This window comes from Shewanella eurypsychrophilus (assembly GCF_007004545.3).
GTDB lineage: Bacteria > Pseudomonadota > Gammaproteobacteria > Enterobacterales > Shewanellaceae > Shewanella > Shewanella eurypsychrophilus.
Window position 1 is genome coordinate 2,440,545 of record NZ_CP045503.2, and the last position, 25,466, is coordinate 2,466,010.

Here is a 25,466-nt window from a genome sequence, read left to right on the forward strand (position 1 = left end):
CCTTTGTAACCTAAGTGTATCTTGTTGTATTTGTTCCTTGTTAGGAGATGTATGTCGTACTTTTTCCTATATCTAAAGTATTGGCATCTAGCTTTGGGAAACGTATTTAACAGTACGGGATGTCATTTATTGTTTTCAATGCGGGATAATCGCTTTTTGTATGGTGTGCAGCGATTATCATGTCGCTCAGTCGAAGTTGCGCTCATCGATGCTGCGATAAATGTCGATGTTTTAGGTAGCAAGCTTGCAGTACTTGCTCCCCTGTTTTTAACTCATTCAGCTTGATTGAGTCTCTCGTGTTATGCCAGTAACTGCTGGAAAAAAAGCAGAGATACAATTCCACTAACGACAACCCAGATTAAATTAAAGCGCAAACTGACTAAGGTACAAACGATAGCGGCAAGTACTTTCGGGTTGTCTAAGTTAAATTCCATATTTGAGCCAGAGCCCAAGATCTCTATGGTGATAATTGCAGGTAGCACAGTCACAGGTACAAATCTCAAAGTCTTCTTTAACCTTTCTGGCATTTTGAAAGAACCAGCCATACAGATAACCGAGAAACGGATAACAAAAGTGGCTATGACCATTACTGAAGTGATCAGTAAAAACGTGCTCGTGTCTAGTTGAGTGTGAACGTGTTCCATAATTTAAGCCTCGCGTTGTACAGCTGGAAGGGGGGTTATGTCAGCAGCTGCTTTGATTTGTGAAGTCATTTTCTCGGTAGCCATGCTCTCGGTAGAGAGGTCCATTCGATATCCTGCATACACCCCCGTGAATGCGGCGATAACGAGTCCTAACGAGTAGGGAAGGCCTGATAATAAGATACCTGTCACGGCTGCAACGATGGCTGCGACGATACATTCACGGCTTTTGACTTGTGGAATAACAATCGCGATGAATGCTGCGACCATCGCAAAATCTAATCCGTAATGGGCTATTTCTGGAAATGAGGATCCGACCATAGCGCCAAGAAAGTTGGCAAATACCCAGTTCATCCAGAAGCCCATCATTGCAGCTAGATAAAACCAGTGTCTACCGCTTTGCTCTTTTCTTACCTCACCTATGGTTGCAGCATAAACTTCATCAGTCAGTCCATATGCCATCAGTGCTCTTATATGTAACGGATATCCTTTGATATGTTCTGAAAGTGAGGCGCTATAGAGTAGATGACGCAAGTTGATGATAAAGGTTGTTAGCATAATGACTAGGATGCTGGCTGATGATTGAATTAGCCCTAAGGCAACCATCTGAGAAGACCCAGCAAAAACGGTAAATGACCAGAATGTGCTCTGTGCTAATGTCATTCCCGCATTGATGCTGATGGCGCCAACGATAAATGAAAAAGGAAAAGCACCGATACAGAGCGGAAAGATCGCTTTTAATCCTGCCTTAATAAGTTTGTTCATAGTGGACCTTAAGTTAATGAATATTTATCACGCAAATATATTTGACAAAAATATCCTTATCAACCCAGAAAAATCAAAATATCAAATAAATTTGATATTGATCAGGTTATTAATTACTAAGATTATTAGTGAGCTATAGTAGTCTTTCTATTGCTTTAAACCCTTTGGTAGCATGGCTTGCGTCGTGGGTAGTCTTCTAACAGAAAAGATAAGTGTTGATGGAAATAAATTGCAAAAATACTTGCGCAAAAATAGTTGCGGGTTTAACCTTGGCAGCAAGTTACATTAACGAGGAGTAAAAAATGAAAAAGATAATCACTTCAAGCAAGGCGCCAGAGGCTATTGGTCCATATTCACATGCTAATGCATATGGAAATCTTATCTTTACCTCTGGACAACTGCCTATTTGTAAAAAGTTAGGCGGTGTGGTTGAGGGAGGTGTTGTTGCGCAATCTCGTCAGTCTCTAGAAAACCTTAAGTCTGTACTAGAAGCTGGAGGCGGAGAGTTACAGACAGTGCTTAAAACAACCTGCTATCTGACTGATATTGCAGATTTTGCAGAGTTCAATAAGGTTTACCAAGAATATTTTGGCAGCGACTGTCCTGCACGAAGCTGCTTTGCAGTAAAAGATCTACCGCTCGGCGTTAAAGTTGAAATTGAAGCCATCGCGTTTATTAAATAGAACCCATCGAGTTTATTAATAATAGTGTAGGTACTAGATACCTCGCATTTTCAAAATAAACATAAAGTTAGTCATCGTCATTTAGACAGAGTAAAAAGCAGTGGAGAGTCCCATGAAACATCAATGGCAGCAGTACCGTGCAATCCTTAATGCCGTCGTTAAACCAGCATTAGGCTGCACAGAACCTATCTGTGCAGCATTTGCTTCAGCTGTAGCTGCCGCTACGTTAAAAGAGCAACCTGAGAGTATCTCTGTTTATGTGTCTGATAATCTCTATAAAAACTCTATGGGTGTTTTTGTTCCTGGAACAGGCAAGATAGGGCTTGCCATTGCTGCAGCTGTTGGCGCTATTGGAGGTAATGCAGATGCAGGCCTTGAAGTGCTAGCAGCGGTTACTGCTGAACAGGTCGCGTTAGCGCAATCTATGATTGATGCAGGAAAAGTCTCCGTCAGCCGTACTAAAACTGATGAGTTTATTTACTGTTTTGTAGAGGCGAAAAGTGGCAATAACAGGGTAACGGTTGAGATATCTGGTGGTCATACCCAGGTGATAGAAAAAACAGTTAATGGTGAAATTATTTTCTCACAATCTGTCGCAGCGAGCGGTTCAACAGCAGGGATCTGTGATGACGTCGATATTAGTATTGAAGGGATCTACCGTTATGCGACTCAAGTCGATTTTGATGATATTCACTTTATCTTAGAAGCATCAGATTTGAACAGTAAGCTTGCTTTAGAAGGTCTTGATAGAGAGTACGGTTTGCAGGTAGGGCGAAGCATCGGAAAAAGTATCGAGTCTGGTTTTATGTCGGCAGACTTCACTAATAACATATTAATGCATACCGCGGCAGCATCAGATGCCAGAATGGGCGGAGCCAATTTACCTGCGATGAGTAATTATGGCAGTGGTAACCAAGGCATTGCGGCGACTTTACCTGTGACTATTACAGCTAAGCATTATCAAGCCAGTGATGAGCAGCTTGCAAGAGCCCTAATTATGAGCCATCTAGGCGCAATATATATCAAGTCTTATTATCCACCCTTATCAGCATTTTGTGGCAACACAGTGACCAGTGCTGCCGCCGCCATGGCTATGGTGTACTTAGCGAGTGGTAGTTATCAGCAGTCTTGTTATGCTATCCAAAATGTGTTGAGCGATTGTTCTGGAATGGTATGTGATGGGGCTAAATCGACTTGTGCCATGAAAGTGAAAACCTCTACGGGTAGTGCAGTTAATGCCTTTATGTTGGCTATTCAGAGCACAACGGCTCAAGACCAAGGTATTGTTGCTGCCAATGTAGAGCATACAATACATAACATTGGTCGGTTAGTAACCGATGGAATGGGGTCTACAGATACCACTATCATTGATATAATGTCGGCATAAAACATCTAAACAGCCGAATTGATAACATATCAAAATAGTTTGCTGCATGAAGACTGATACCGCCGATAGTATATATTGGCGGTTTTTGCTCAGGGAGACAATCAGTGCGAGAGTTAAGTGAAACAGACCATGCCATCCTTAAGGCCAGTGAAAACATGGTCGATGGCATTGCCGCCATGTATGGCGAACATACTGAAGTATTACTTCATAGCTTAGATATCAGCAATCCATCAATTACAAAAATCGCTAATGGGCATATCACAGGGCGCACAGTTGGCGCGCCAATCACTAACCTTGCACTGATGAAACTGAATGAAGGCCTAGATGTATCAGCGCCTTATATGACCAAAAGTCCCGATGGTAAAGCATTAAGATCCATCACTATTGTTATTCGCAATGCTCAGCAAGATGCGATTGGCCTATTGTGTATCAATTCCAATCTCGACGCACCGTTTCAGTCTGTGATGGCAACCTTGCTCCCAGGACTTCCACCACAGGGCGATGCTAGCTTCTCTCCTGAGACATTTGCGCGCAGTAACGAGGAGATGATGCAAAGTTCAATCGAAACTGTGCATACTCAGGTGATGGCTAATGACAGTCTTTCAGCTTCAAAGAAGAATCGCGAGATAGTGATACGTCTCAATGAACTTGGTATTTTCGATCTTAAAGACAGTGCTCAGATCGCGGCTAAGGGACTAGGTATTTCAATCCATACTATCTATCGATATTTAAGAGAATTAAAGTCGTAGATTCTTAGCTAGCGATATCTTTAAAAGACAATTCGTCATTTCAGTTCTGTAAAGCCGGTAACTCAAGCCAAGCGGGCCTATAGGGACCGTCTTATTTGCTTTTAGAATCTTGCTTTTAGAAACAGCCCCATGCTTTTTAAGATCGTGACTATACTTCCTGTATCTATTCACTATCAAATTGAGCTTAGCTTATTTATGACTGAGAAAGGACAAGCCTCCCAACAGGATATCTCAATTAATAAATTGAAACCCGGTATGTATGTGGTGTCGGTCTCGACGGGTAACAATAAGCTTAATGTGAAATCAGAAGGTTATATTCTGGATGATGAAGGGGTTAATAAACTGGTTAAACTTGGGGTTAACCGGGTTAGTGTCGATCCCGCCAGAGAGAAACAGACTGGCAATATCGATAAAGTCATGCCGGAGCCTGTAATCGATGAATTGCATGATGAGGTGTCAAAGGTTTCACTCGAGCATGAGATGAAGCAGGCGAGTCGGTTATATAATAACGCCAAGGAGTTACAGCAAAAAATGCTTAGCTCAATTACCGAGGGACGTGTGATTGATTTGGTTGAAGTACAGGCCAGCACTAACGCAATTGTTGACTCAATTTTCAGGAATAAAGATGCGCTCTCATGCATGTCACGCCTACGGATTAAGGATGAATATTTAGTTGAGCATTCACTCAACGTATCAATTTTGATGACAATTTTTTCCAAGCATTTAGGTTTCGATAGACCCAGGATAGAAGATCTTGCCTTAGGTGCGTTCCTACACGACATCGGCAAAGTGCTGGTGCCCGATGAGATCCTTAATAAACCTGGAAAATTTACTCAGGTCGAATATGAAGTGATGCAAGAGCATGTCTTGTTGGGATTAAGAGTGCTGGAAGAGACTCCCGAGCTCTCAGAAGTCGTGATTAGCATGGTGAGAGAGCACCACGAGCGTATTGATGGTACCGGCTACCCCTATGAGTTAGAGGGTGATGAGATATCTGAATATGGACTCATGATAGCAATCATTGATAGCTATGATGCCATGACTGCCGAGCGTGTTTATAAACCAGGGATGCATCCGATCAAAGCCTTTAAAAACCTGATTAAAGACTCGCCTGCTTGCTATGATGAGGCCTTGGTTGAGCAATTTATTCAATGCTTAGGCGTCTACCCAGTGGGAACGCTAGTCTGTCTTAACAGTGGCAAAATTGGGTTAATCAGTAAGCTCAATAAGAGTAAGCCGCTGACTCCTTGCGTACGCGTCTTTTACAATACCAGATTGAAACAAGCGGTTGCTATGGAAGAGATCGATCTCAGTCAGTCAAAATACAAAGATCAGATTGACCGCTGTATCAAGCCTGAAGAGTTTAACCTTAATTTAGTCAGCTTCTTTAAGGCCGCTTTTATCGATTAATACCAAATGTATAATCATAGAACAGCTTTTGCTTGGATATCTCCTCATGGTCTCCAAGGGCGTAGTTTTTAACATCCCACAGCCGCTTTTTCTCCTTATACCAATTCCATTAAACATATGATCAATTCAGAGCTTTCTCAGGGCTTTAAATTCAAGGCGCATTGTTGACGAAATGGTTATTCCCTTTCGAGGCAATGCAACGCAGAAGTAGAAGCCCTGAGAAGCTCACGAAGTGCGGCTGTTTTTAAAGCATGGGAAAAACACTTTAAGCTGCGAAAGTGGCTTTCGATATACGACTGCATGGTCTATTTTGTTCCATACAAAATAAGACATTTCCTCCTTCCATGGAGGTCAGATGCAGAAGGTAGGGCGAAGCAGGATGCCAGAGCCGAGAATAACTATTAGCTTCAATCCCCTTATCTTGCCTACAGCGTTTTTAACTCCCGCTGAATGGTCACTTATTTAATGGAAATGGTATTATTCTTTGTTAAATTTATCTACACAGCCTTGATGCTGTGTAATAAACAAGGATAATGCCTGATTAATCATGATTTATAATTTTATAGCTTAATAAGTGAACGCCTTGAACAGCAGACTGACAATCGACAGTGAACAAGCCTTCGATACCGATGGCGTGCTTGCCAGACATATTAAAGGTTACAGTGCTCGAACCGTTCAGAAGCAGATGGCCTCTGCGGTGTGCAGCGCCATAAATGGTACAAGCAATCTGGTTGTTGAAGCGGGAACTGGGGTGGGTAAGACTTATGCTTATTTAATTCCGGCTCTATTAAGCGGTAAACAGATCATCGTCAGTACCGGCAGTAAAAACCTTCAGGAACAACTTTTTTACAAAGATCTTCCAGCCTTGCTCGACATGCTAGTCCTCGCGCCTAAACTTGCTCTGCTAAAGGGCCGTAGTAACTATCTGTGTCAGCTATTATTAGAGCAGCAGTTAGTGGCGTGTGAATCCCATGAGCCTAAGGTATTAGACGATCTTCTCCGCATAAATCAGTGGTCAGGGCAGACGGTCGATGGCGATCTCGGTGGTTTGAACTCTGTATCAGAAAACTCAGATGCCTTGCGCCTTATTGCCAGCCAGAGGGAAAAATGTACCGGAAATAAATGTGCTCACTATGCGGCTTGTTTTACCCGTAAGGCGAGAGTCCGTGCCATGGATGCTAAAATCATTGTGGTCAATCATCATCTATTTTTTGCCGACCGAATTTTAAAAGAAACGGGCTTTGCCGAGTTGTTACCCGACTCAGATGTGGTGATTTTCGATGAAGCCCATCTGTTACCCGATATTGCAGTGACCTATTTTGGTCAACAAATTTCCACTCGAAGCCTAGATAATGTATTGCAGCAGATCATAGCTGTATATCAAACTGAACTCAGGGATTCTGCACAAATCGAGCTGTTAGCTGCTCGTAGTATCAATCAATTAAATCGTTGGCATCAACAGTTGTTTGATACTGATGAGACCGATTGGCGTTTGTTGATGGGAAATCGAGACATAGCATCGGCTTCTTGGGCAATGATTGAAGAGTTGAAATCCTTGGAAGTGCTTTTATTCGCGCATTTAGGCCGCAGTGAAACACTCGATGAATGCATTGAAAGATTAGTCACGTTATCGAATAAGTTGAGCGTTTTTTTTCAATGTGAAAATAACCAAGCAGCTTATAGTATTGATTATGGTTACCGATATCTGACGCTGAGTATTGCGCCAATCAATGTCGCTAAGGAATGCGAGAAGTTATTTGATGCTCAAACAAGCTGGATATTTACCTCGGCAACCCTACAAATTAACCGTGACTTAAGCCTGTTTACTAAGGGGCTAGGCATAGATAAGAGCAAGCAGATAATTTTAGCAAGTCCCTTCGATTATCGGGCTAATGCGCTATTGTGTGTGCCGCGTCATCTCTCAAAGGTCAGTAATCATGAAGCGGCAGTGAAGCAGCTAATCGATGTGTCGGTGATGGCCATCAATGCAGCAAAGGGCCGAACCTTCATCCTGTTCACCAGTCATCGTATGATGAACGCCGTGGCAGCTCGTCTTCAAAGTCGCGTTAATTATCCCTTGTTAGTTCAGGGGCAGGGCAGTAAACAGAGTCTGATGAAGAAATTTAGGCAGCTTGGCAATGCTGTATTGTTGGGCACCGGCGCATTTTGGGAAGGTGTCGATGTGCGTGGTAAACGACTCAGCTGTGTCATTATCGATAAACTGCCTTTCGTCTCGCCCAGTGATACCTTGTACCGTGCTCGAGCCGAGAGTGTATCCCGTGACGGGCGCGATCCATTCACTATGCTCTCTTTGCCTCAAGCTGTGATATCACTCAATCAAGGTGTTGGTCGTTTGATCCGAGATGAAAAAGATAAAGGGGTGTTGATTCTGTGTGATAATCGTATCGTCAATCGTGAATATGGGCAGGCATTTCTGAACTCACTTCCTCCCATGAGTCGCACTCGAGACATGGATAAAGTGGTGAATTTTTTGGAGCAAATAAAGTAGCTTTAAAAATCCGGCAACAGATGTGAATAATGAACTTACCGCTAATCAATCGGCCTTAAAAGATCTTCCCCTGCCAAATTTTATCTAATCTAACTAACCTGCTACAACTCAAAATTTTAACTATGCTTATTACTTAATAATTTGATTAGCTAATAAGCACTGATCCTGCTTCTTATGCACATACCCCTATATTTTAACACCCGTTAGGGGGGATTACGTTATTAAAAATCATGTCGAAATAGAACTCTCTAACAGGTAAGTAGGTCTTGAGATGGTTGAAGCTCCAACACGACAACTTTTCAAATTCACAATAGCTAAAAAGCTTACTCTAGCGGCAACATTAAACCTGTTGTTGATGATATTAATCAGTTCTTACGCGATGAGCTTAATGACATTAATTGGCACCGAAATTGAAGAAGTGGCTGAGATAGATATTCCCTTAGTAAAAAGTTTAACTCAAATCGAAATTAAGTTGCTTGAGCAAGCTATTTATTTTGAAAAAGCACTCAGATTAGGGGAAGAAATTCAGCTCAATAAATTGGCAGATGAACAGACCAATTTGTTACGTATTTCTAATGAATTTAATGATGTTTTTGAACAGTTTAATCGCTATTCAGTTCAGGTAAAGGCCGTACTAGAAGAAACCACGGAAAGTGTTAAACACAGTATTACAATTGCTAAGTTTGATGAGGATATTAATGAATTAAAAATGGCAAAGGAGAGCTTACAAAAAATTAAAAGTACACATCAGAATTTCGAGCGTGACTCGAGCAAAATATTAAACCTGATTGCCAGAGAAGAGTGGGATCATATTAAGCATAAGTCCACTCTCGAAGTGGTAGGACAAATTGAGTTAGATCTTGAGGCTAAAATTACGTCACTGCTATTAGAAATAGAACAATTTACCCAGGACTCATTACTCATAGCCGAAGAACATGAAAAAGAAGGCTTAAAAAAAATAATCATTTTAGTCGTAGCGTCTTTGATATTAAGCATCATTATTTTTACAGTGATGGCCAGAATCATCCTCAAACCCATTAACGAAATGAAACGTGTCACCGACAGCCTCACTTCTGGCGATCTGACTCAAAAAGTGTCTTGGGCTAGCGCCGATGAAATTGGTGAGTTATCTAGATCAATAAATGGCATGATCAATACCCTAAATATTGTTGCTGATCAAGCGGATGCCATTGCGAGTGAAGATTTTTCCAAAGAGGTGGTCATTAAAAGTCAAAATGATCGTTTAGGTATTGCACTACATGAAATGAAAGCTCAGATCTTAGAAAGAACCTCCTCATTAGCTCAGAGTGAATCCATTAATCGAGGCATTGTTAATACAGCTGTCGACGGTATTATCTCGATTTCATCTAAAGGCTCAATATTATCGGTTAATGCCGCAACAGAGCGAATGTTTAGGTATTCAGAGGCGTCGCTTATTGGCAAGAATATAAAAATGTTGATGCCAGAGCCATTCCATTCGCAGCACGATACTTATCTAAGCCAGTATCAGGTTTCTGGAGTCAAAAGTGTTATCGGCAAAGGTAGGGAAGTTATCGCGCTTCGAAGTGATGGCAGTACATTTCCTATGTTCTTGTCTGTAGGTGAGGTGAGGCTGGAGGATGAAACTATATTTACTGGCTTTATCCGTGACATTAGTGAGCAGAAACAGTTTGAGATGGACATATTGAGAAGTGAGTCGATCAATAAGGGACTGATTAATACGTCCCTTGATGCGATCATCTCAATCAGCCCCGAAGGGGTTATTTTGTCCTGCAATCTGGCAACAACGACATTATTTAACTACACCAGTGAGCAAATACTAGGTCAGAAGATCAACATGTTGATGCCGAGCCCTTTTTCTGATGAGCATGATGATTACCTGACAAATTATCTAAATTCAGGTGTGAAGAAAGTGATAGGTAAAGGTAGAGAACTCATTGGGCTTAGAAGCGATGGCAGTCAATTTCCTATCTTTCTTTCTGTAGGAGAAGTACAGCTTGAAAGTGGTGTTTTTTTTACAGGGTTTATCCGTGATATTAGCCAGCAAAAAAAGTTTGAACAGTCGATGATTAAGAGTGAGTCCTTGAATCGTGGCATGGTTAATACGTGTTTAGATGCCATTCTCTCTATTACGAGCAAAGGGGTCATCCTTGCTTGCAATACTGCAGCAGAAGCCTTATTCCAATATCGTAGCGATGAACTCATTGGGAATAAAATTAACATTTTAATGCCTAGCCCTTTCACTGAAGAGCATGACGGCTATCTGGATAACTACCTGAGCTCTGGTGTTAAAAAAGTCATAGGCAAAGGTAGGGAAGTCATAGGCTTGAAAAAGGATGGCTCTACTTTCCCTATGTACTTAACCGTTGGGCAAGTCAAGCAAGGGGATGAAGTGGTCTTTACCGGGTTTGTCCGTGACATTACCAAAGAGAAGCAATATGAACAGGACTTAACGAAGAGTAATGATGATCTGTTGAAGCAAAATGAATTGAAGAGTCAAGTGTCTATCATCAACGAGTTAACTCAGGGGGCTACCGAACTTAATGCGATGTCTGATGAGATAATTGCAGTACTCGCTGAAATGATGAATGCGGGTTACGGTGTTCTTTACACTTATTTAAAATCTGATGACCAAGAAGGACTATCTTTATCAGGTAGTTATGCATTTAAAAAACGTAAAGCCATTTTACCGATAATCGCTTTAGGGGAGGGGCTTGTTGGCCAATGTGGTAAGGAAAGGAAAACCATATTACTTACCCAGGTTCCTGCCGATTATATTCAAATTAGCTCTGGCTTAGGGGAGAAAGAACCATTAAATGTGCTTGTGGTTCCTATCGTATTTGAATGTGAGTTGATGGGTGTTATTGAACTCGCGTCATTCAAAACATTTCAAGACGAACAAGTTGAAATGCTGGAGTTAATTAGTCTGAGTTTAGGGATTGTTATTAATAATCTGCGTAACCAGCAGCAGACCCAAGAGCTTCTTGTTAAGACCCTGAGGCAATCGGAGGAGTTACAGGCACAACAGGAGGAGCTTAAAAGTTCAAATGAAAGTTTGATGGAGCAGACACAACTACTTAAAACGTCTGAAGAGGAATTAAAGCAGCAAACAGAAGAGCTCAAGGTATCCAATGAAGAGTTGGAAGAGAAACAAGTTTTTCTTAAACAGCAAAGAGATGAGATTGATGCGGCCAAAAATGATCTCACTATCAAGGCCAACGAGCTTGCTCTTGCGAGTAAATATAAATCTGAATTTTTAGCCAATATGAGCCATGAGTTAAGAACGCCTCTTAATAGCCTTTTATTACTCGCTAAAGGGTTGTCAGATAATAAAAAACAACACTTAGATAAGACCGAAGTGGAAGATGCCAAGATTATTTTCGATGGAGGCAACAATTTACTATGTCTTATCAATGACATTATGGATCTCTCTAAAGTGGAGGCTGGAAAATTAAATATTCATATAGAGGAGGTGAACTTAAGTGCTCTTTGCCGAAACCTGAAGCAAGTGTTTGACCCGATTGCTAAGAGTCGTGGTCTCAGTTTTATCATTGATATAGATAAGACACTTTCTCCATCTTTTACCAGTGATGGCCAGCGGGTAGAGCAGGTATTAAGAAACTTACTTTCAAATTCTTTTAAGTTTACCGAAACAGGTTCTGTGACCTTGCATATCGCTGATTCAAAGCCAGAGAAACAATTTACCCATAGCAGTTTAGATGCTAAGCACGCATTAGCGTTTGAAGTCATAGATACTGGCATTGGGATCCCTGCTGATAAATTGCACGCCATATTTGAAGCATTTCAGCAACAAGACGGCTCTACAAGTAGAAAATATGGTGGAACTGGGCTGGGGTTAACCATAGCGCGCGAATTAACTCGATTGTTAGCAGGCGAAATACAGTTGCAGAGCCAGCCTAATCTAGGTAGCACATTTACGCTTTACTTGCCTAAAACCTATGATTCAAAAGGTGTGGAGCCCAAAGGTCATCGCTCTGAGCACACGACCAGTGTTGAAATGACTAAACCTATGGACTTCTCTTTAGCGCATCATCAAGATAATGATAAAGCGATCAACCCAGAACATTCTCAGGTTGAAGGCTTGTTGCATCCTTTGACAACGATGCAGCCATATCCGTCATTCATCGCTGACGATCGCAAATATTTACAAAAGGGTGAACGCTCACTATTGATCATCGATGATGATAAGAATTTTGCAAAAATCCTTAGAGATCATGGCAGAGAGCAAGGCTATAAATGCCTCGTCGCAGGTGATGGACGAACGGGGATCTATCTTGCCCAGCAGTATCAACCCAGCGGCATAATACTCGATATTATGTTGCCGGATATCGATGGTCATCAGGTATTGGAACAACTCAAATTTAGTCTAAAGACTCGTCATATTCCCGTTGAGATCATCTCTGCCCATAGTGATGATAAAAATTCAGCCTTAGTTCAAGGGGCGATAGGCTTGCAGACTAAACCTATCAGTCAAGATCAGTTATTAACGGTATTTGATGAAATAAAGGCATTTTCATCTGCTGAGCTGCGCCATGTGTTAGTCATAGAAGATGATATTGCTAATCAAACCTCGATCATCAGACTGCTGGAGAATAGTGATATAGACATCAAGTGTGTCGATAGCGGCAGCCAAGGTGTCGATGAGATCATGTCGGGAGAATATGATTGTGTCATCTTAGATCTGGGACTACCGGATTTTAGTGGTTTTGAAGTATTAAAGCGGATAGAAGCCAGTGACCTTGAACGAGTGCCGCCTGTGATTGTTTATACGGGTCAAGAGATCACCGATGAAGAGCAGGACGAGCTTAGTAAGTACTCATCCACCATCGTCATCAAGGGCGTAGGCTCTGCAGAACGCTTACTCGATGATATTTCTCTTTTTCTACATGACATAGAGTCGCGATTTTGTGCTGACAGTAAAGCGGCAATCCATATGCTTCACGATGAAGATTCTATGCTTAAAGGGCGTAAAATTTTACTGGTTGACGATGATATGAGAAATACCTATGCACTCTCTAAGCTGTTAATTGAAACAGGGTTTGAGGTCGATATGGCCCATAATGGCAAAGAAGCAGTGGAGCAGCTATTAGAAGAGAAAAATTTCGAATTAGTGTTGATGGACACCATGATGCCTGAAATGGATGGGTATGAAGCGACTCGGTTAATTCGTGAAATGGCGCACTATAAACACCTTCCAATTATTGCATTAACCGCTAAGACGATGGCGGAAGACAGAGAGAAATCCTTGCAAGCTGGCGCATCAGAGTATCTGACAAAACCAATCGATTTAGAAAAGTTGTTATCTATCATGCGCATCTGGCTTTTTAAGCATTAGCTCAGGAGTGAAATAATGTTGATTGACCTCAAGTTTAGAACCCAACTCTTGATGAGTTACTCAGTGATCTTATCATTTATGCTGGGTATCGCTTTAGTCGTGTTCTTTAGTATTAAGTCTCTGGAAGATGATCAAGATTGGGTAAATCATAGTTATGATGCTTTAGCTAAAGCGGCAGAAATTGAAACCATAGCCATCGACATGGAAACAGGGATGAGGGGCTATCTACTGGCGGGTAAAAGTGAGTTTTTATCTCCCTACGAGAAGGGAGATAAAGTTTTCCATGAGCAGGTCAAGTCACTGATATCTTTTGTAGAAGATAATCCTGAACAGATGAGTCTGCTCGAGGAAATAATGGCGACCATAGATGAGTGGCACAGTGAAGTGACTAAGCCAGTGATTGCGCTAAGAGCTGAAATTGGCGATGGCAAGTCGATGAATGATATGGCTGATGTTATCAAAGAAGCGAAGGGCAAACAGTATTTCGATAAGTTCAGGGGACATATAAATACATTTATCGAACGTGAAAAAGAGTCAGTCAAGAAGAGTCACAATAAACTTAAGAGCAGTACCAATACCCAAGATCTTAAACAGCTTGAAGAGTTAGAGATCCATTCCTATCGTGCAATCACCATGGCCCAGTCCTTGCTCGCTGCCGCAGTCGATATGGAAACTGGCATGCGCGGTTTCTTATTGTCGGGACAAGAGCATTTCCTTGACCCTTACAAGGAGGGAAGTGTTCGTTTTCATCAGTTACTCGAAGAGTTATCCAGGTTTGTAGCGGATAACACTCTGCAAGTGTCAACGTTAGCGGGAAGCCAAACCATCATAGATAGCTGGATAAGCGAGGTGGTGGTGTCACAAATTGAACTTCGCCGAGAGATTGGCGATGCCAAAACCATGGATGATATGGCAGATCTGGTGGGAGAGGCAAAAGGTAAGGTTTATTTCGATAAGTTTCGAGGGCAAATCCAAAGGTTTAGGGATAGAGAACTCATACTGTTAGCACAGCGAAAAGAATCTTTGGCAGACACTGAGTCTTTGGTCACCAGAACGACAATCTTCGGTACTCTCTTAGCCATCTTTGTGGGCTTGGGCATCGCGTTTAGGTTAACAACACGCATTGTGAGCCAATTGGGCGGAGAGCCAGCTTATATCGCTGAAATAGCCAGAAAAGTGTCCAATGGCGATCTGAATTTCGAGCTGAAGGGAGATGAGAGCGCACAAGGTATCCTGGCCGAGATGAAGCAGATGATGGTGACCCTAAAAGATAAAACCAATCTGGCACAAAAGATTGCGGCTGGGGAGTTAGATCAAGTGGCAAAGCTAGCGTCTGATAAAGATGTGTTAGGCCTTGCATTAAAAGAGATGCTGAGTAATTTAAACAGTGTTGCCAATCAGGCCGATGCACTCGCTAGTGGTGATTTTACCAAGGAAGTGGTGATCAAGAGTGATAAAGACCGTTTAGGTACAGCATTGCACGAGATGAAGAGTCAGATCAATGAGCGTAATGCTTCTTTGTCCATGAGCCTCAATCTTAATCAAGGCATAGTTAATACCGCGGTAGATGGCATCATTTCCATTAAGGGTGATGGCACAATATTGTCGGTAAACTCTGCCACCGAGAGGATGTTCAAGTATTCGGCCAAGGCACTCATAGGCAAAAATATCAAGATGTTGATGCCTGAGCCTTTTCATTCTGAGCATGATGATTACTTAAGTCGGTACAAGTCTACGGGAGAGAAGACCATCATAGGTAAAGGGCGTGAGGTTGTCGCCAAGTGCAGCGATGGCAGCACATTTCCAATATATCTTTCGATTGGTGAGGTGAAGCAAGGTGAAGAGGTGATGTATACCGGTTTTATTCGCGATATTACCATTGAGAAACAGTATGAACAGGAGCTAAAAGAGAGCAATGACGATCTCTTGAAGCAAAATGAGCTGAAGAGCCGAGTGTCTATTATCAATGAATTGACCCAAGGGGCATCAGAGCTTGGGGCTATGGCTGATAGCATCATCTCGGCGTTAGCCGAAATGATGCTAGCCGGACATGGAGTCCTTTACACCTGTGGGGAAGAGGGCGATGACTTGAGCCTGTCGGGGAGTTATGCGTTTAAGAAAAGAAAGGCGATATTATCTATTATCCCCTTAGGTGAGGGACTCGTTGGCCAGTGTGCTAAAGAGAAGAAAACCATCTTATTGACCAAAGTCCCCGGCGATTATATTCAAATTAACTCAGGTTTGGGTGAAAGCTCGCCCATGAATGTATTGGTGGTGCCGGTATTATTTGAAGACGAGCTGATGGGGGTGATTGAACTCGCAACATTTCAAACATTCAGCGATGAACAAGTCGAGGTCATCGAACTCATCTGCAGTAATCTGGGCATCGTCATTAATAACCTCAAGAGCCAACAGCGTACACAGACCCTTTTGCTTGAGACCCAGAGGCAAGCGGAAGAATTACAGGCGCAGCAAGAGGAGCTCAAAAGCTCAAATGAGAGCCTGATGGAACAGACTCAATTGCTTAAAACCTCCGAAGAGGAGCTTAGGCAGCAGAGTGAGGAGCTCAAGGTCTCCAACGAAGAGTTGGAAGAGAAACAAGTGTTTCTTAAACGCCAGAAAGATGAGATAGAGGCGGCTAAAGTTGACTTGACCATTAAGGCCAATGAACTGGCTTTAGCCAGTAAATATAAGTCAGAATTTTTGGCTAACATGAGTCACGAACTCAGGACGCCACTCAATAGCTTACTCCTGTTAGCCAAAGGGTTGGCCGACAACAATAGTCAGCACCTCGATGAGACAGAAGTCGAAGATGCTAAGGTTATTTTCGATGGTGGTAATAATCTTCTGTGTCTCATTAATGACATCATGGATCTGTCTAAAGTCGAAGCGGGCAAGCTCAGCATACATATTGAAGAGGTTAACTTGAGTGTGCTTAGCCGTAACCTGAAACAGGTATTTGACCCTATTGCTAAGAGCCGTGGCCTGGAATTTATTATTAATTTGGACAAAAAACTGCCTCGAATCATCACAAGTGATGGCCAGAGAGTCGAGCAGGTGTTAAGAAATCTACTGTCGAATGCATTCAAGTTCACCGAGAATGGCTCTGTCTCTCTTAATATCGGTTACGTCAGAGCCGATACCCAATTTTCTCATAGTAGTTTGGATGCAAATAAGGCGTTGTCACTTGCTGTTGTTGATACGGGAATTGGGATACCTTCAGATAAACTCCAGGCTATTTTTGAAGCATTTCAGCAACAAGATGGCTCTACCAGCAGAAAGTATGGCGGAACCGGTTTAGGTCTCACCATCGCCAGGGAGATGACGCGCCTTTTAGGGGGAGAAATTCAGCTTGAGAGCTCACCCAGTGAGGGCAGCACTTTCACCTTGTATTTACCCAGTAAGTTTGACTCTGATGGTGTAGAACCAGAGTCTCATGGGGACAATGAGACTATCTTATCAGAGGTAAAATATTCAACACTGATAGATGAACCTGACTCCCTTTTAAAGAAAAGTGGCAGCTCCTCAGCTGAAGTTGTCAAACATGACCCCAGCATACAGATCCATCCAGAATTTATCCCCGATGATAGAAAGAATCTGCTGGAAGGTGATCGCTCTTTGCTTATCGTCGATGACGATAAAGTGTTTGCTAAAATATTACGGGATCATGCCAGAGAGAATGGCTATAAGTGCTTGGTTGCCGGTGATGGACGCACGGGGATCTATCTGGCGCAGGAATACCAACCCGATGGCATCATTCTCGATATTATGCTACCGGATATCGATGGTCACAAGGTACTGGAGCAGCTCAAATTCAGTCTCAAGACGCGCCATATACCTGTGGAGATTATTTCAGCCCACAGTGACGATAAAAATTCTGCACTCGTTCAGGGGGCGATTGGCCTGCAAACTAAGCCTGTTAGTCAGGAGCAGCTCTTGACCGTGTTCGACGAGATCAGAGATTTTTCTGCTTCTGAGCTGCGTCATGTACTGGTGGTAGAAGATGATATAGCCAATCAAACCTCTATTATCAGACTGTTAGAGAACAGTGATATTGACATCAAGTGTGTCGATAATGGCAGTCAGGGAGTCGATGAGATCATGTCAGGACAATATGATTGCGTCATTTTAGATCTAGGGTTACCGGATTTTAGTGGGTTTGAAGTCTTAAAGCGCATCGATGCCAGCGAGCTTACACGCGTGCCGCCAGTGATCATTTATACGGGCAAAGAGATCACCGATGAGGAGCAAGATGAGCTGAATAAATATTCATCCACCATAGTCATCAAGGGCGTGGGTTCAGCAGAGCGATTACTCGATGATATTTCGCTGTTTTTACATGATATTGAGTCTCGATTTTGTGCCAGTAGCCAAAAAACTATACATATGCTCCACGATGAAGACTCCATGCTTAAGGGTCGTAAGGTCTTGTTGGCCGATGATGATATGAGAAACACCTATGCTCTGTCGAAAAAATTAATCGAGATAGGCTTTGATGTCGAGATGGCCTATAACGGTAAGGAAGCGTTAGAGCAGTTGGAACAAGATAAAAATTTCGAATTGGTGCTGATGGATACCATGATGCCGGAGATGGATGGTTATGAGGCGACTCAGAAAATAAGAGCGTTGAGTCATTACAAACATATCCCTATCATAGCGTTAACCGCTAAGGCTATGCCTGAGGATAGGGAGAAATCATTGCAAGCTGGCGCGTCGGAATATCTGACTAAGCCAATCGATTTCGATAAATTACTCTCAATAATGCGGATCTGGTTGTTTAGGAACTAGATTTTGGGGAGACAACCTTGATTATGAAACCCGAAGATATGATTGAGTTTGAAGTTAATCAATTGCTTGAGGCGATAAATTTTCGTTATGGCTATGATTTTCGTGATTATTCAAGAGCTTCTCTGGAAAGAAGGATTTTAAATCGGGTATCGCTTTCGGATCTCGGCTCAGTGTCTGAGATGCTGCCTAAAATTCTACATGAACCGGATTTCTTCGATCTCTTTTTGCGTGACATGTCGGTGACTGTGACTGAAATGTTTCGTGAACCTCATGTGTTTAAGAAGGTACGACAGGAGGTTTTTACCCAACTTAAGACCTATTCGCGAGTCAATATCTGGCATGCAGGATGTGCAACCGGTGAAGAGGTTTACTCCATGGCCATTATGCTTAAAGAGGAGGGCCTGCTGGCGCGTACGCGGATTTATGCCACAGATTACAATAACCACTCACTGGAGATAGCCGAGAAGGGGATCTATCCAGCTGAAAAAATAAAGCTCTTTACTCAAAACTACTTAGCGTCCGGTGGCAAGGCCTCATTTGCCGATTACTATTTGGCTAAATTCAAGTCGGCTAAGATGGCCGAATCGCTTAAAAAACACATTACTTTTGCCAATCATAATTTGATGAAAGATCAGGCCTTTGCCGAGATGCATTTGATTGTGTGCCGCAATGTACTCATCTATTTTAATCCCAAGCTACAAGACAGGGTACTGGGCCTGTTTAAAGAGAGCCTGATCCCCAGAGGCTTTCTCTTACTCGGAGATAAGGAGACTCTGGAATTTAGTCAGGTAAAACCCTCATTCGAGGAGTTTGCCAGTAAGGAGCGGATATTCAGGCGGCTTATTCATGTATGAGGCTTTGGTTATAGGGGCCTCTGCTGGGGGACTGCATGCATTGACCTCAATCTTACCGCAGCTTCCCTATGACTATCCTCTAGCAGTATTGATTGTTCAGCACAGATGCAGGCAGGCGGATAGTTTTTTGGTCGATTATTTAAATGAAATATCTGCAGTTAGGGTAAAAGAGGCTGAGCCAGGTGAGTTGATACGGCCAGCTTACGCATATATTGCACCTGCTGGTTATCACTTGCTGGTGGAGCGGGATAAAACCTTGAGTCTGAGTATCGACCCACCAGTGAATTACTCCATTCCCTCCATTGACGTGCTTTTTCAATCGGCTGCTGCTAGCTACAAGAATCACCTAATTGGGCTTATACTTACAGGAGCTAATTCTGATGGAAGTCTGGGGATGAAAATGATCAAAGATTATGGTGGTTTAATCATAGTCCAAGACCCTCAGACCGCCGAGGTCGATGTGATGCCAAAAGCAGCCATAGCTAGAGTTGTTGCCGATAAAATTATCCCCATAGATACATTGGGGCATTATCTGGCTGAGTGTGATTATATGCCTGAATTAAGCGTGACTAAGGACCCATTACATGAATGATCCCCGCCTTCCTCTAATCCTGATCGTCGATGATGAACCCAATAATTTACGAGTCTATGAGCGCATTCTAGCCCCCTTAAACTTAGAGTTTATGAAAGCAATGTCTGGCCATCAGGCATTGGCCATTGCTCACAAACATGATTTCTTTCTTATCTTAATGGATGTTCAGATGCCCGGTATGGATGGGTTCGAAGCGGCCTCGCTTATCTTAGAGCATCCGAAGACCTGCCATATCCCTGTCATCTTTATCACGGCCTTTGCCCGTGATGAGGCGTTCGAGTTCAAGGGGTATATCAGCGGTGCGGTAGATTATCTGGTGAAACCTATTAATGAAGAGATCTTAAAGAGTAAAGTCGGGGTGTTTCTCGAGCTCTATAAAGAACGACTCAGGTTAGATAATGCCTATGAAACTAAGAAGAAAGCAGAGGAGGAGTTGAGGGTACACAAGGAAAATCTTGAAGTGTTAGTCAAAGACAGAACCAAGGAGTTACAGAAGTCGATGGAACACTTGATATCGGCTCAGGACAAGTTGGTCAAAGCTGAAAAAATGGCGTCATTAGGCCGTTTAGTTTCAGGGGTAGCCCATGAACTCAATACACCCATAGGAATTTGTGTTACCGCCGCTTCTTTTATGCAAGGGGAAACGGGTAAACTTAACCAAGAATTTATTGATGGCCGGCTCGAACAGGAGGACGTTTCAAGCTTTTTAGATTCAGCTATTCAGTCATCTGAGATGATTTTATCAAACCTCAATCGTGCATCTAAGCTAATAAAAGACTTTAAACTGGTGGCCGTGGATGTGTCATCAGAAGAGCTTACAACATTTAATCTGATGTCTCATGTCGATGACGGTATTACCGAAATATTACCTGAGTTAGATTTAACCCACCACCAACTGACGATTGCAGGCGATAAAGAACTGCGGGTGACAACCTACGCAGAAACTTTGAAACTGGTACTAAAAAACTTACTGCTTAATTCAATCACTCATGCCTTTGAACATGACACCGATGGACATATCTCAATCAATATCAGCAGTGCGGAGGACAAGGTTGTTGTAAGTTTCAAAGATGACGGTAAAGGCATGTCTGCAGAAACAGTGTCTATGGTCTTCGAACCTTTCTACACGACAAGGCGGGGTTCTGGAGGCAGCGGCTTGGGTTTATATATTGTGTTTAACCTAATAACACAAGTGCTAAAAGGCGATGTGCAGTGTACCAGTAAGCTAGATGAAGGCACTGAGTTTAAGATCACCTTCCCCGTTGAGAGATAGCGATCTATTTGGTCGTTGAAGCATTTTATATCATCGCTTTAAGCCCTCATATTGTCACTGAGGGCTTGCAATCATGATCAAGTATGACCTAGTGCAACATGAATTAGTGCAACATGAATTAGTGCAACATGACTTAGCGCGACATGATTTAGTGCAACTTCATTCTTGGCCTGACGACCCGCATCAACTTTTCGGCTAACCAGAGCGCGATGGTCTTAAACGTTCCATGTATGGCTTTTTGATGCATACGGTAGAGAGAGATATACACGAGGCGGGCGATTCTACCTTCAATAAACATACTGTTCTTGGTTAGATTCCCCATCAGGCTACCGACCGTGCTAAAACGAGACAGGTTAACCAGTGAACCATGATCGACATAAGTGTATGATTCTAATGCTTCGCCCTTGAGTTCATGGAGAATGTTTTTCTCGACACATTGAGCCATCTGGTGAGCCGATTGTGCCCTGGGAGGCACAAAACTGCCATCGGCCTGCTGGCAAGCACAGCAATCACCAATCACATAGATTTCATCATTAGTTGTACTGAGTAAGTTAGCCTTTACCATGATCTGATTGGCGCGGTTTAACTCAAACAGTTCGATATCTTTGATAAAATCAGGCGCTTTTACGCCTGCGGCCCACAGCATCAAGTTCGCTTCAATTAATTCACCGTCGGCAGTGACGAAACCTGAGGGGGTTGCTTCACTTATACGGGTGTTTTCCATCACATTAACCCCAAGCTTACTCAACTCGCGCCTTGCCGAAGTGGCTATGCGTTCGGGGAGTGCAGGAAGGATGCGGGGTCCGGCTTCAATTAAGTGAATATTGAGTTTATCTTTGGTCATTTTACTCAGACCATAGATTTTCAATAGATCGGTTACATGGTATAGCTCGGCCGAAAGCTCAACCCCAGTTGCTCCACCTCCTACGATGGCGATGTTGAGTTCATTGATGGACTCAGATTGGTGCACACGGGTAAAACTGTCTAGTAGGGCGTGGTGAAAGCGGTTCGCTTGCTGGTGGGAATCAAGAAAAAAACAATGGTCCCTCACACCAGGAGTATTGAAGTCATTACTGACGCTACCCACGGCGATAACTAATTTGTCATATTGGATTTGACGCTCTGGTAACAGCACCTTACCGGTATCATCTGTGATTGGGGCGACTTTAATAAACTGCTTATCGGCGTCGAGATCGCAAAAAGTCCCGAGTTGAAACTGATAGCCATGTTTTGCCGCATGGGCAGAATAAACCACGCCATCGAGATCTGAATCGAGCGATCCTGTGGCCACTTCATGAAGTAGCGGCTTCCAGATATGAGTTCGATTTTTATCGACAAGCACTATCTGTGCGTTATTCTTTTTGCCAAGCTTATGGCCTAACTGAGTAGCAAGCTCTAAGCCACCTGCGCCCCCACCGACGATCACTATCTTTGGACATGATGACTTCATTATGCTTCCTTACTCGATTCATTGAACGGCTTTATATCAAAAGCTAAATTATTAAACGCTAACCCACTCCTAACATATTGTCGTAAACATCAGCTCAAGTCATGGTCATAAACTCTGTAATCAATTCGAAAGTCAGTTAAATATTCCGAAATCGTGTGAGCTTATGTAGAGATATAAATGAATGATAGGGAGACCAATTTACGACTGTTGAGCGAAAAAGCTACTAAACAAAGCTTTTTCATGGCATGTTTTTTATTCAGGCAGCTGAAATGTAGGTGAACGTGCGCGTATTTGACTTTGATTTAAAAGCCTTACAAGTGTTTGTTATGACTGTTCAAACGGGCAATATGACTGAAACAGCAAGATGTCTAGGTTTGACGCAATCTTCGGTTTCCCAGACACTAGCCGTGCTGGAAAAGTCGGTAAAGGCCCAGTTACTCGATCGCAGTGTCAGGCCCATCGGGGTGACCATCGCCGGTCGATATTTCTTCGACCAATCAACTCACCTCCTATCTCAAGCTGAACAAACTCAGAAGGTATTATCTCAAGGCTCGTTTGAGCAACTTCACCTAGTGCGTATCGCTTTGGTTGATTCACTGGCTACGGCATTGGGTAAACCTTTGATTGAGGCCGTAAAAAAACGCACCGAGAATTGGACATTAACCACTGGGCGCTCACACATGCATGCCGATGCGCTGATTTCCAGGCGGGTCGATATCATCATTTCAGATGATGCCCTTGCAGATAATCCTGATATCTGTAGATACCCCATTCTTTCAGAGCCTTTTGTACTGGTTGTGCCTAAGCATTATAAAATGAGCGGCGAAGACGAAATTAACTTGTTGCATTTAAAGCAACTAGAGGCAGAACTCGATTTTGTCCGCTATAGCCAAGACTCCCTCATTGGCACGGAAATAGAGCGCTATCTACGACGTCTGGGTATCGATACTAATACACGGCTGCAACTGGATAATACCTTTGCAGTCTTATCTATGGTTGCCGCAGGCATTGGGTGGACGATCACCACGCCGCTTTGTCTATATCAAAGTGGGATTGGACTCGATCAAGTCAATTGTCTTCCTTTGCCAATAAAGATGCCACTACAGCGCCAATTGACCTTAGTGTGCCGACGTCATGAGTTGGGCGATTTGCCGATGCAGATGGCAAAAGATAGTTGCGACATCATGAAGCAAACTTTTGTCACTGAATATAGACAAACGCAGCCTTGGTTAGAGGCTGCCATTAACGTCGGCTAGATGGATCACATAGAGCATGTTAAATCGTTAAATCATTTTTAGTATAAGAAATATTAATACTAGATAGTTAGTAAAAATGATTGTTGTTGTCGTACTGGCTGGAGGCCATTAGGTTTGATAAACACATATTTATGGTGTTTATTCGGGCCATTTCGCAAACCAAGATAAAGGGAAGTGTCATGTCACAAGAGTCAAAGCGTCAAGGATTAGATCAATCCAAAGTATCGAGCATCGAGAGTCACGCTGTTTCCGATGAATATATGAGCAAGAGACAGCTTAAACGAGGCGTTGCAGGCTGGGTTGTACTGGCAAGTCTGGGTGTCTCTTATGTTATTTCTGGGGACTTCGCGGGTTGGAATTTTGGTTTAGCCTTGGGTGGTTTTGGTGGCATGTTCATTGCGACCTTAGTCATGGGACTGATGTACATCTGCTTAGTGTTAAGTCTGGCAGAAATGTCCTCCTCGATGCCAACGGCTGGAGGTGGCTACAGTTTTGCTCGTCGAGCCATGGGGCCTTGGGGAGGGTTTCTCACTGGCACTGCAATATTACTCGAATATGCCATTGCCCCCGCGGCTATTGCGATATTTATCGGCAGTTATGTCAATGAACTCATAGGTATCGATGGTCCCATAGTCTATGGCGCCTTCTACCTGACTTTTGTTGGACTGCATCTGTGGGGCGCAACGCAAGCATTAAGGATCATGATGGGGATCACCTTACTCGCGGTGATTGCGATTGGGGTGTTTGCTTTCGGCATGATCCCGCACTTCTCCGTCGATAATCTTTTCGATATCGCGGCTAACCCTGATGTGGCTGGTTCCAGCAGCTTCTTACCTGAAGGTTATATGGGAATTTGGGCTGCTCTACCTTTTGCCATGTGGTTATTTCTTGCGGTAGAAGGGGTGCCCTTGGCTGCTGAAGAAGCAAGGGATCCCGCTAAAGATATGCCAAAAGGGATCATCGCTTCCATGTTGGTGTTAATTGTTTTTGCTGCGCTGGTGTTACTGCTTGTCCCTGGTGGAGCAGGGGCTGAAGCCATGAAAGAGCACGGTGCGCCTCTCGTTGGCGCCTTACAATCCATCTATGGTATTGACTCTTTCGCCGCAAAATTTGTCAACATAGTGGGGCTATTTGGTCTGATCGCTAGCTTTTTCTCGATTATCTATGCGTATTCTCGTCAAGTGTTCGCCTTATCCAGAGCGGGGTATATTCCTCGCTTTCTCTCTTTGTCCGGAGAGCGAAAAGTCCCTGTTTGGGCATTAATTGTCCCTGGAGTGATTGGCTTTCTCCTGTCATTAACCGGTGAAGGCGATCTGATGATCACTATGGCGGTATTTGGTGCCACCATCTCCTACGCCATGATGAGCCTGTCTCATATTATTCTGCGTAAGAAAGAGCCCGAACTCGAGCGTCCTTACAAGACGCCTGGTGGCATTATTACTTCAGGGATAGCCCTGGTGCTTTCTTTAGTCGCTCTGGCATCAACCTTTGTTGTCAGTATTCAGGCCGCGGCATGGTCTGCGCTTTTTTACCTGATAATGGTGACCTACTTTGTCCTCTATAGTCGTCATCGATTAGTGGCATCAGCGCCCGAGGAGGAGTTTGACATGATAGCGTCGGCAGAATCTGAGTTGAACTAATCCTATAGGGGGAGGGAGTGCTGCCCCCTTGTTTTTATGACTAATATTAAGTTATCAGCCGGATACAGAAGATCAGTAATTAAGGCGTGAGTCAGTATTTATACTTATGCGCT

Annotated in this window: 16 protein-coding genes; 13 read left to right on the forward strand and 3 right to left on the reverse strand. The window is 43.1% G+C overall.

The annotated features are described in order from the left end of the window. Positions 1–51 precede the first annotated feature (51 nt). A complete protein-coding gene (locus FM038_RS10355; RefSeq protein ID WP_142870749.1) occupies positions 52–285 on the forward strand; it encodes a hypothetical protein in 234 nt (77 codons plus the stop codon). Positions 286–299: 14 nt separating this feature from the next. On the opposite strand, the gene FM038_RS10360 is transcribed toward FM038_RS10355, so the two are convergent. Together FM038_RS10360 and FM038_RS10365 are read right to left on the reverse strand one after the other, a co-directional pair. After that, a complete protein-coding gene (locus tag FM038_RS10360) occupies positions 300–644 on the reverse strand; it encodes an AzlD domain-containing protein (RefSeq protein ID WP_142870748.1) in 345 nt (114 codons plus the stop codon). A 3-nt stretch (positions 645–647) separates the two neighbouring features. After that, complete coding sequence (locus tag FM038_RS10365) at positions 648–1,406, reverse strand: AzlC family ABC transporter permease (RefSeq protein ID WP_142870747.1); 759 nt, start codon at positions 1,404–1,406, stop codon at positions 648–650. A 302-nt stretch (positions 1,407–1,708) separates the two neighbouring features. Here FM038_RS10365 and FM038_RS10370 point away from each other — a divergent pair, with 302 nt between their 5' ends. From FM038_RS10370 to FM038_RS10415, 10 genes are all read left to right on the forward strand, one after another. After that, a complete protein-coding gene (locus FM038_RS10370) occupies positions 1,709–2,089 on the forward strand; it encodes a Rid family detoxifying hydrolase (RefSeq protein ID WP_142870746.1) in 381 nt (126 codons plus the stop codon). A 112-nt stretch (positions 2,090–2,201) separates the two neighbouring features. Then, positions 2,202–3,476 (forward strand): L-cysteine desulfidase family protein, encoded by a 1,275-nt coding sequence (locus FM038_RS10375; protein ID WP_142870745.1) that lies wholly within the window; start codon positions 2,202–2,204, stop codon positions 3,474–3,476. Between the two features lie 104 nt (positions 3,477–3,580). Continuing rightward, positions 3,581–4,225 carry a helix-turn-helix transcriptional regulator gene (locus FM038_RS10380; RefSeq protein ID WP_142870744.1) on the forward strand — a complete coding sequence of 215 codons (645 nt, stop codon included), beginning with the start codon at positions 3,581–3,583 and terminating at the stop codon, positions 4,223–4,225. A gap of 129 nt (positions 4,226–4,354) precedes the next feature. Continuing rightward, entirely contained in the window at positions 4,355–5,635 is a 1,281-nt protein-coding gene (locus FM038_RS10385; RefSeq protein ID WP_223293046.1) for an HD-GYP domain-containing protein, read from the forward strand. Between the two features lie 583 nt (positions 5,636–6,218). Then, positions 6,219–8,144 carry a DNA repair helicase YoaA gene (locus FM038_RS10390; RefSeq protein ID WP_419555626.1) on the forward strand — a complete coding sequence of 642 codons (1,926 nt, stop codon included), beginning with the start codon at positions 6,219–6,221 and terminating at the stop codon, positions 8,142–8,144. A 271-nt stretch (positions 8,145–8,415) separates the two neighbouring features. After that, the gene (locus FM038_RS10395; protein WP_142870742.1) at positions 8,416–13,500 is read left to right on the forward strand and encodes a PAS domain S-box protein; all 5,085 of its coding nucleotides are present in this window, start codon (positions 8,416–8,418) and stop codon (positions 13,498–13,500) included. A 15-nt stretch (positions 13,501–13,515) separates the two neighbouring features. Beyond that, entirely contained in the window at positions 13,516–18,288 is a 4,773-nt protein-coding gene (locus FM038_RS10400) for a CHASE3 domain-containing protein (RefSeq protein WP_142870741.1), read from the forward strand. A 23-nt stretch (positions 18,289–18,311) separates the two neighbouring features. After that, a complete protein-coding gene (locus FM038_RS10405) occupies positions 18,312–19,142 on the forward strand; it encodes a CheR family methyltransferase (protein ID WP_142870740.1) in 831 nt (276 codons plus the stop codon). Next, positions 19,135–19,734 (forward strand): chemotaxis protein CheB, encoded by a 600-nt coding sequence (locus FM038_RS10410; protein WP_142870739.1) that lies wholly within the window; start codon positions 19,135–19,137, stop codon positions 19,732–19,734. Before FM038_RS10405 ends, FM038_RS10410 begins: the two co-directional genes overlap by 8 nt. Further along, entirely contained in the window at positions 19,727–21,007 is a 1,281-nt protein-coding gene (locus tag FM038_RS10415; protein WP_142870738.1) for a hybrid sensor histidine kinase/response regulator, read from the forward strand. Before FM038_RS10410 ends, FM038_RS10415 begins: the two co-directional genes overlap by 8 nt. 148 nt (positions 21,008–21,155) lie before the next feature. On the opposite strand, the gene FM038_RS10420 is transcribed toward FM038_RS10415, so the two are convergent. Continuing rightward, on the reverse strand, positions 21,156–22,457 hold the full coding sequence (locus FM038_RS10420; RefSeq protein WP_142870737.1) for an NAD(P)/FAD-dependent oxidoreductase: 1,302 nt from the start codon (positions 22,455–22,457) through the stop codon (positions 21,156–21,158). Between the two features lie 281 nt (positions 22,458–22,738). On the opposite strand from FM038_RS10420, the gene FM038_RS10425 reads away from it, so the two are divergent. Continuing rightward, positions 22,739–23,713 (forward strand): LysR family transcriptional regulator, encoded by a 975-nt coding sequence (locus FM038_RS10425; protein ID WP_142870736.1) that lies wholly within the window; start codon positions 22,739–22,741, stop codon positions 23,711–23,713. Positions 23,714–23,892: 179 nt separating this feature from the next. Beyond that, positions 23,893–25,353, forward strand: coding sequence for an ethanolamine permease (eat, locus tag FM038_RS10430; RefSeq protein ID WP_142870735.1), 1,461 nt, complete (start codon positions 23,893–23,895; stop codon positions 25,351–25,353). The last annotated feature ends 113 nt before the right edge of the window (positions 25,354–25,466 follow it).

What these genes read in the sequence shown, in the direction of transcription:
- FM038_RS10355 (WP_142870749.1), top strand. Translation starts at nt 52, where the DNA reads ATGTCGTACTTTTTCCTATATCTAAAGTATTGGCATCTAGCTTTGGGA.
- FM038_RS10360 (WP_142870748.1), bottom strand. Translation starts at nt 644, where the DNA reads ATGGAACACGTTCACACTCAACTAGACACGAGCACGTTTTTACTGATC.
- FM038_RS10365 (WP_142870747.1), bottom strand. Translation starts at nt 1,406, where the DNA reads ATGAACAAACTTATTAAGGCAGGATTAAAAGCGATCTTTCCGCTCTGT.
- FM038_RS10370 (WP_142870746.1), top strand. Translation starts at nt 1,709, where the DNA reads ATGAAAAAGATAATCACTTCAAGCAAGGCGCCAGAGGCTATTGGTCCA.
- FM038_RS10375 (WP_142870745.1), top strand. Translation starts at nt 2,202, where the DNA reads ATGAAACATCAATGGCAGCAGTACCGTGCAATCCTTAATGCCGTCGTT.
- FM038_RS10385 (WP_223293046.1), top strand. Translation starts at nt 4,355, where the DNA reads ATGCTTTTTAAGATCGTGACTATACTTCCTGTATCTATTCACTATCAA.
- FM038_RS10395 (WP_142870742.1), top strand. Translation starts at nt 8,416, where the DNA reads ATGGTTGAAGCTCCAACACGACAACTTTTCAAATTCACAATAGCTAAA.
- FM038_RS10400 (WP_142870741.1), top strand. Translation starts at nt 13,516, where the DNA reads ATGTTGATTGACCTCAAGTTTAGAACCCAACTCTTGATGAGTTACTCA.
- FM038_RS10405 (WP_142870740.1), top strand. Translation starts at nt 18,312, where the DNA reads ATGAAACCCGAAGATATGATTGAGTTTGAAGTTAATCAATTGCTTGAG.
- FM038_RS10410 (WP_142870739.1), top strand. Translation starts at nt 19,135, where the DNA reads ATGTATGAGGCTTTGGTTATAGGGGCCTCTGCTGGGGGACTGCATGCA.
- FM038_RS10415 (WP_142870738.1), top strand. Translation starts at nt 19,727, where the DNA reads ATGAATGATCCCCGCCTTCCTCTAATCCTGATCGTCGATGATGAACCC.
- FM038_RS10420 (WP_142870737.1), bottom strand. Translation starts at nt 22,457, where the DNA reads ATGAAGTCATCATGTCCAAAGATAGTGATCGTCGGTGGGGGCGCAGGT.
- eat (WP_142870735.1), top strand. Translation starts at nt 23,893, where the DNA reads ATGTCACAAGAGTCAAAGCGTCAAGGATTAGATCAATCCAAAGTATCG.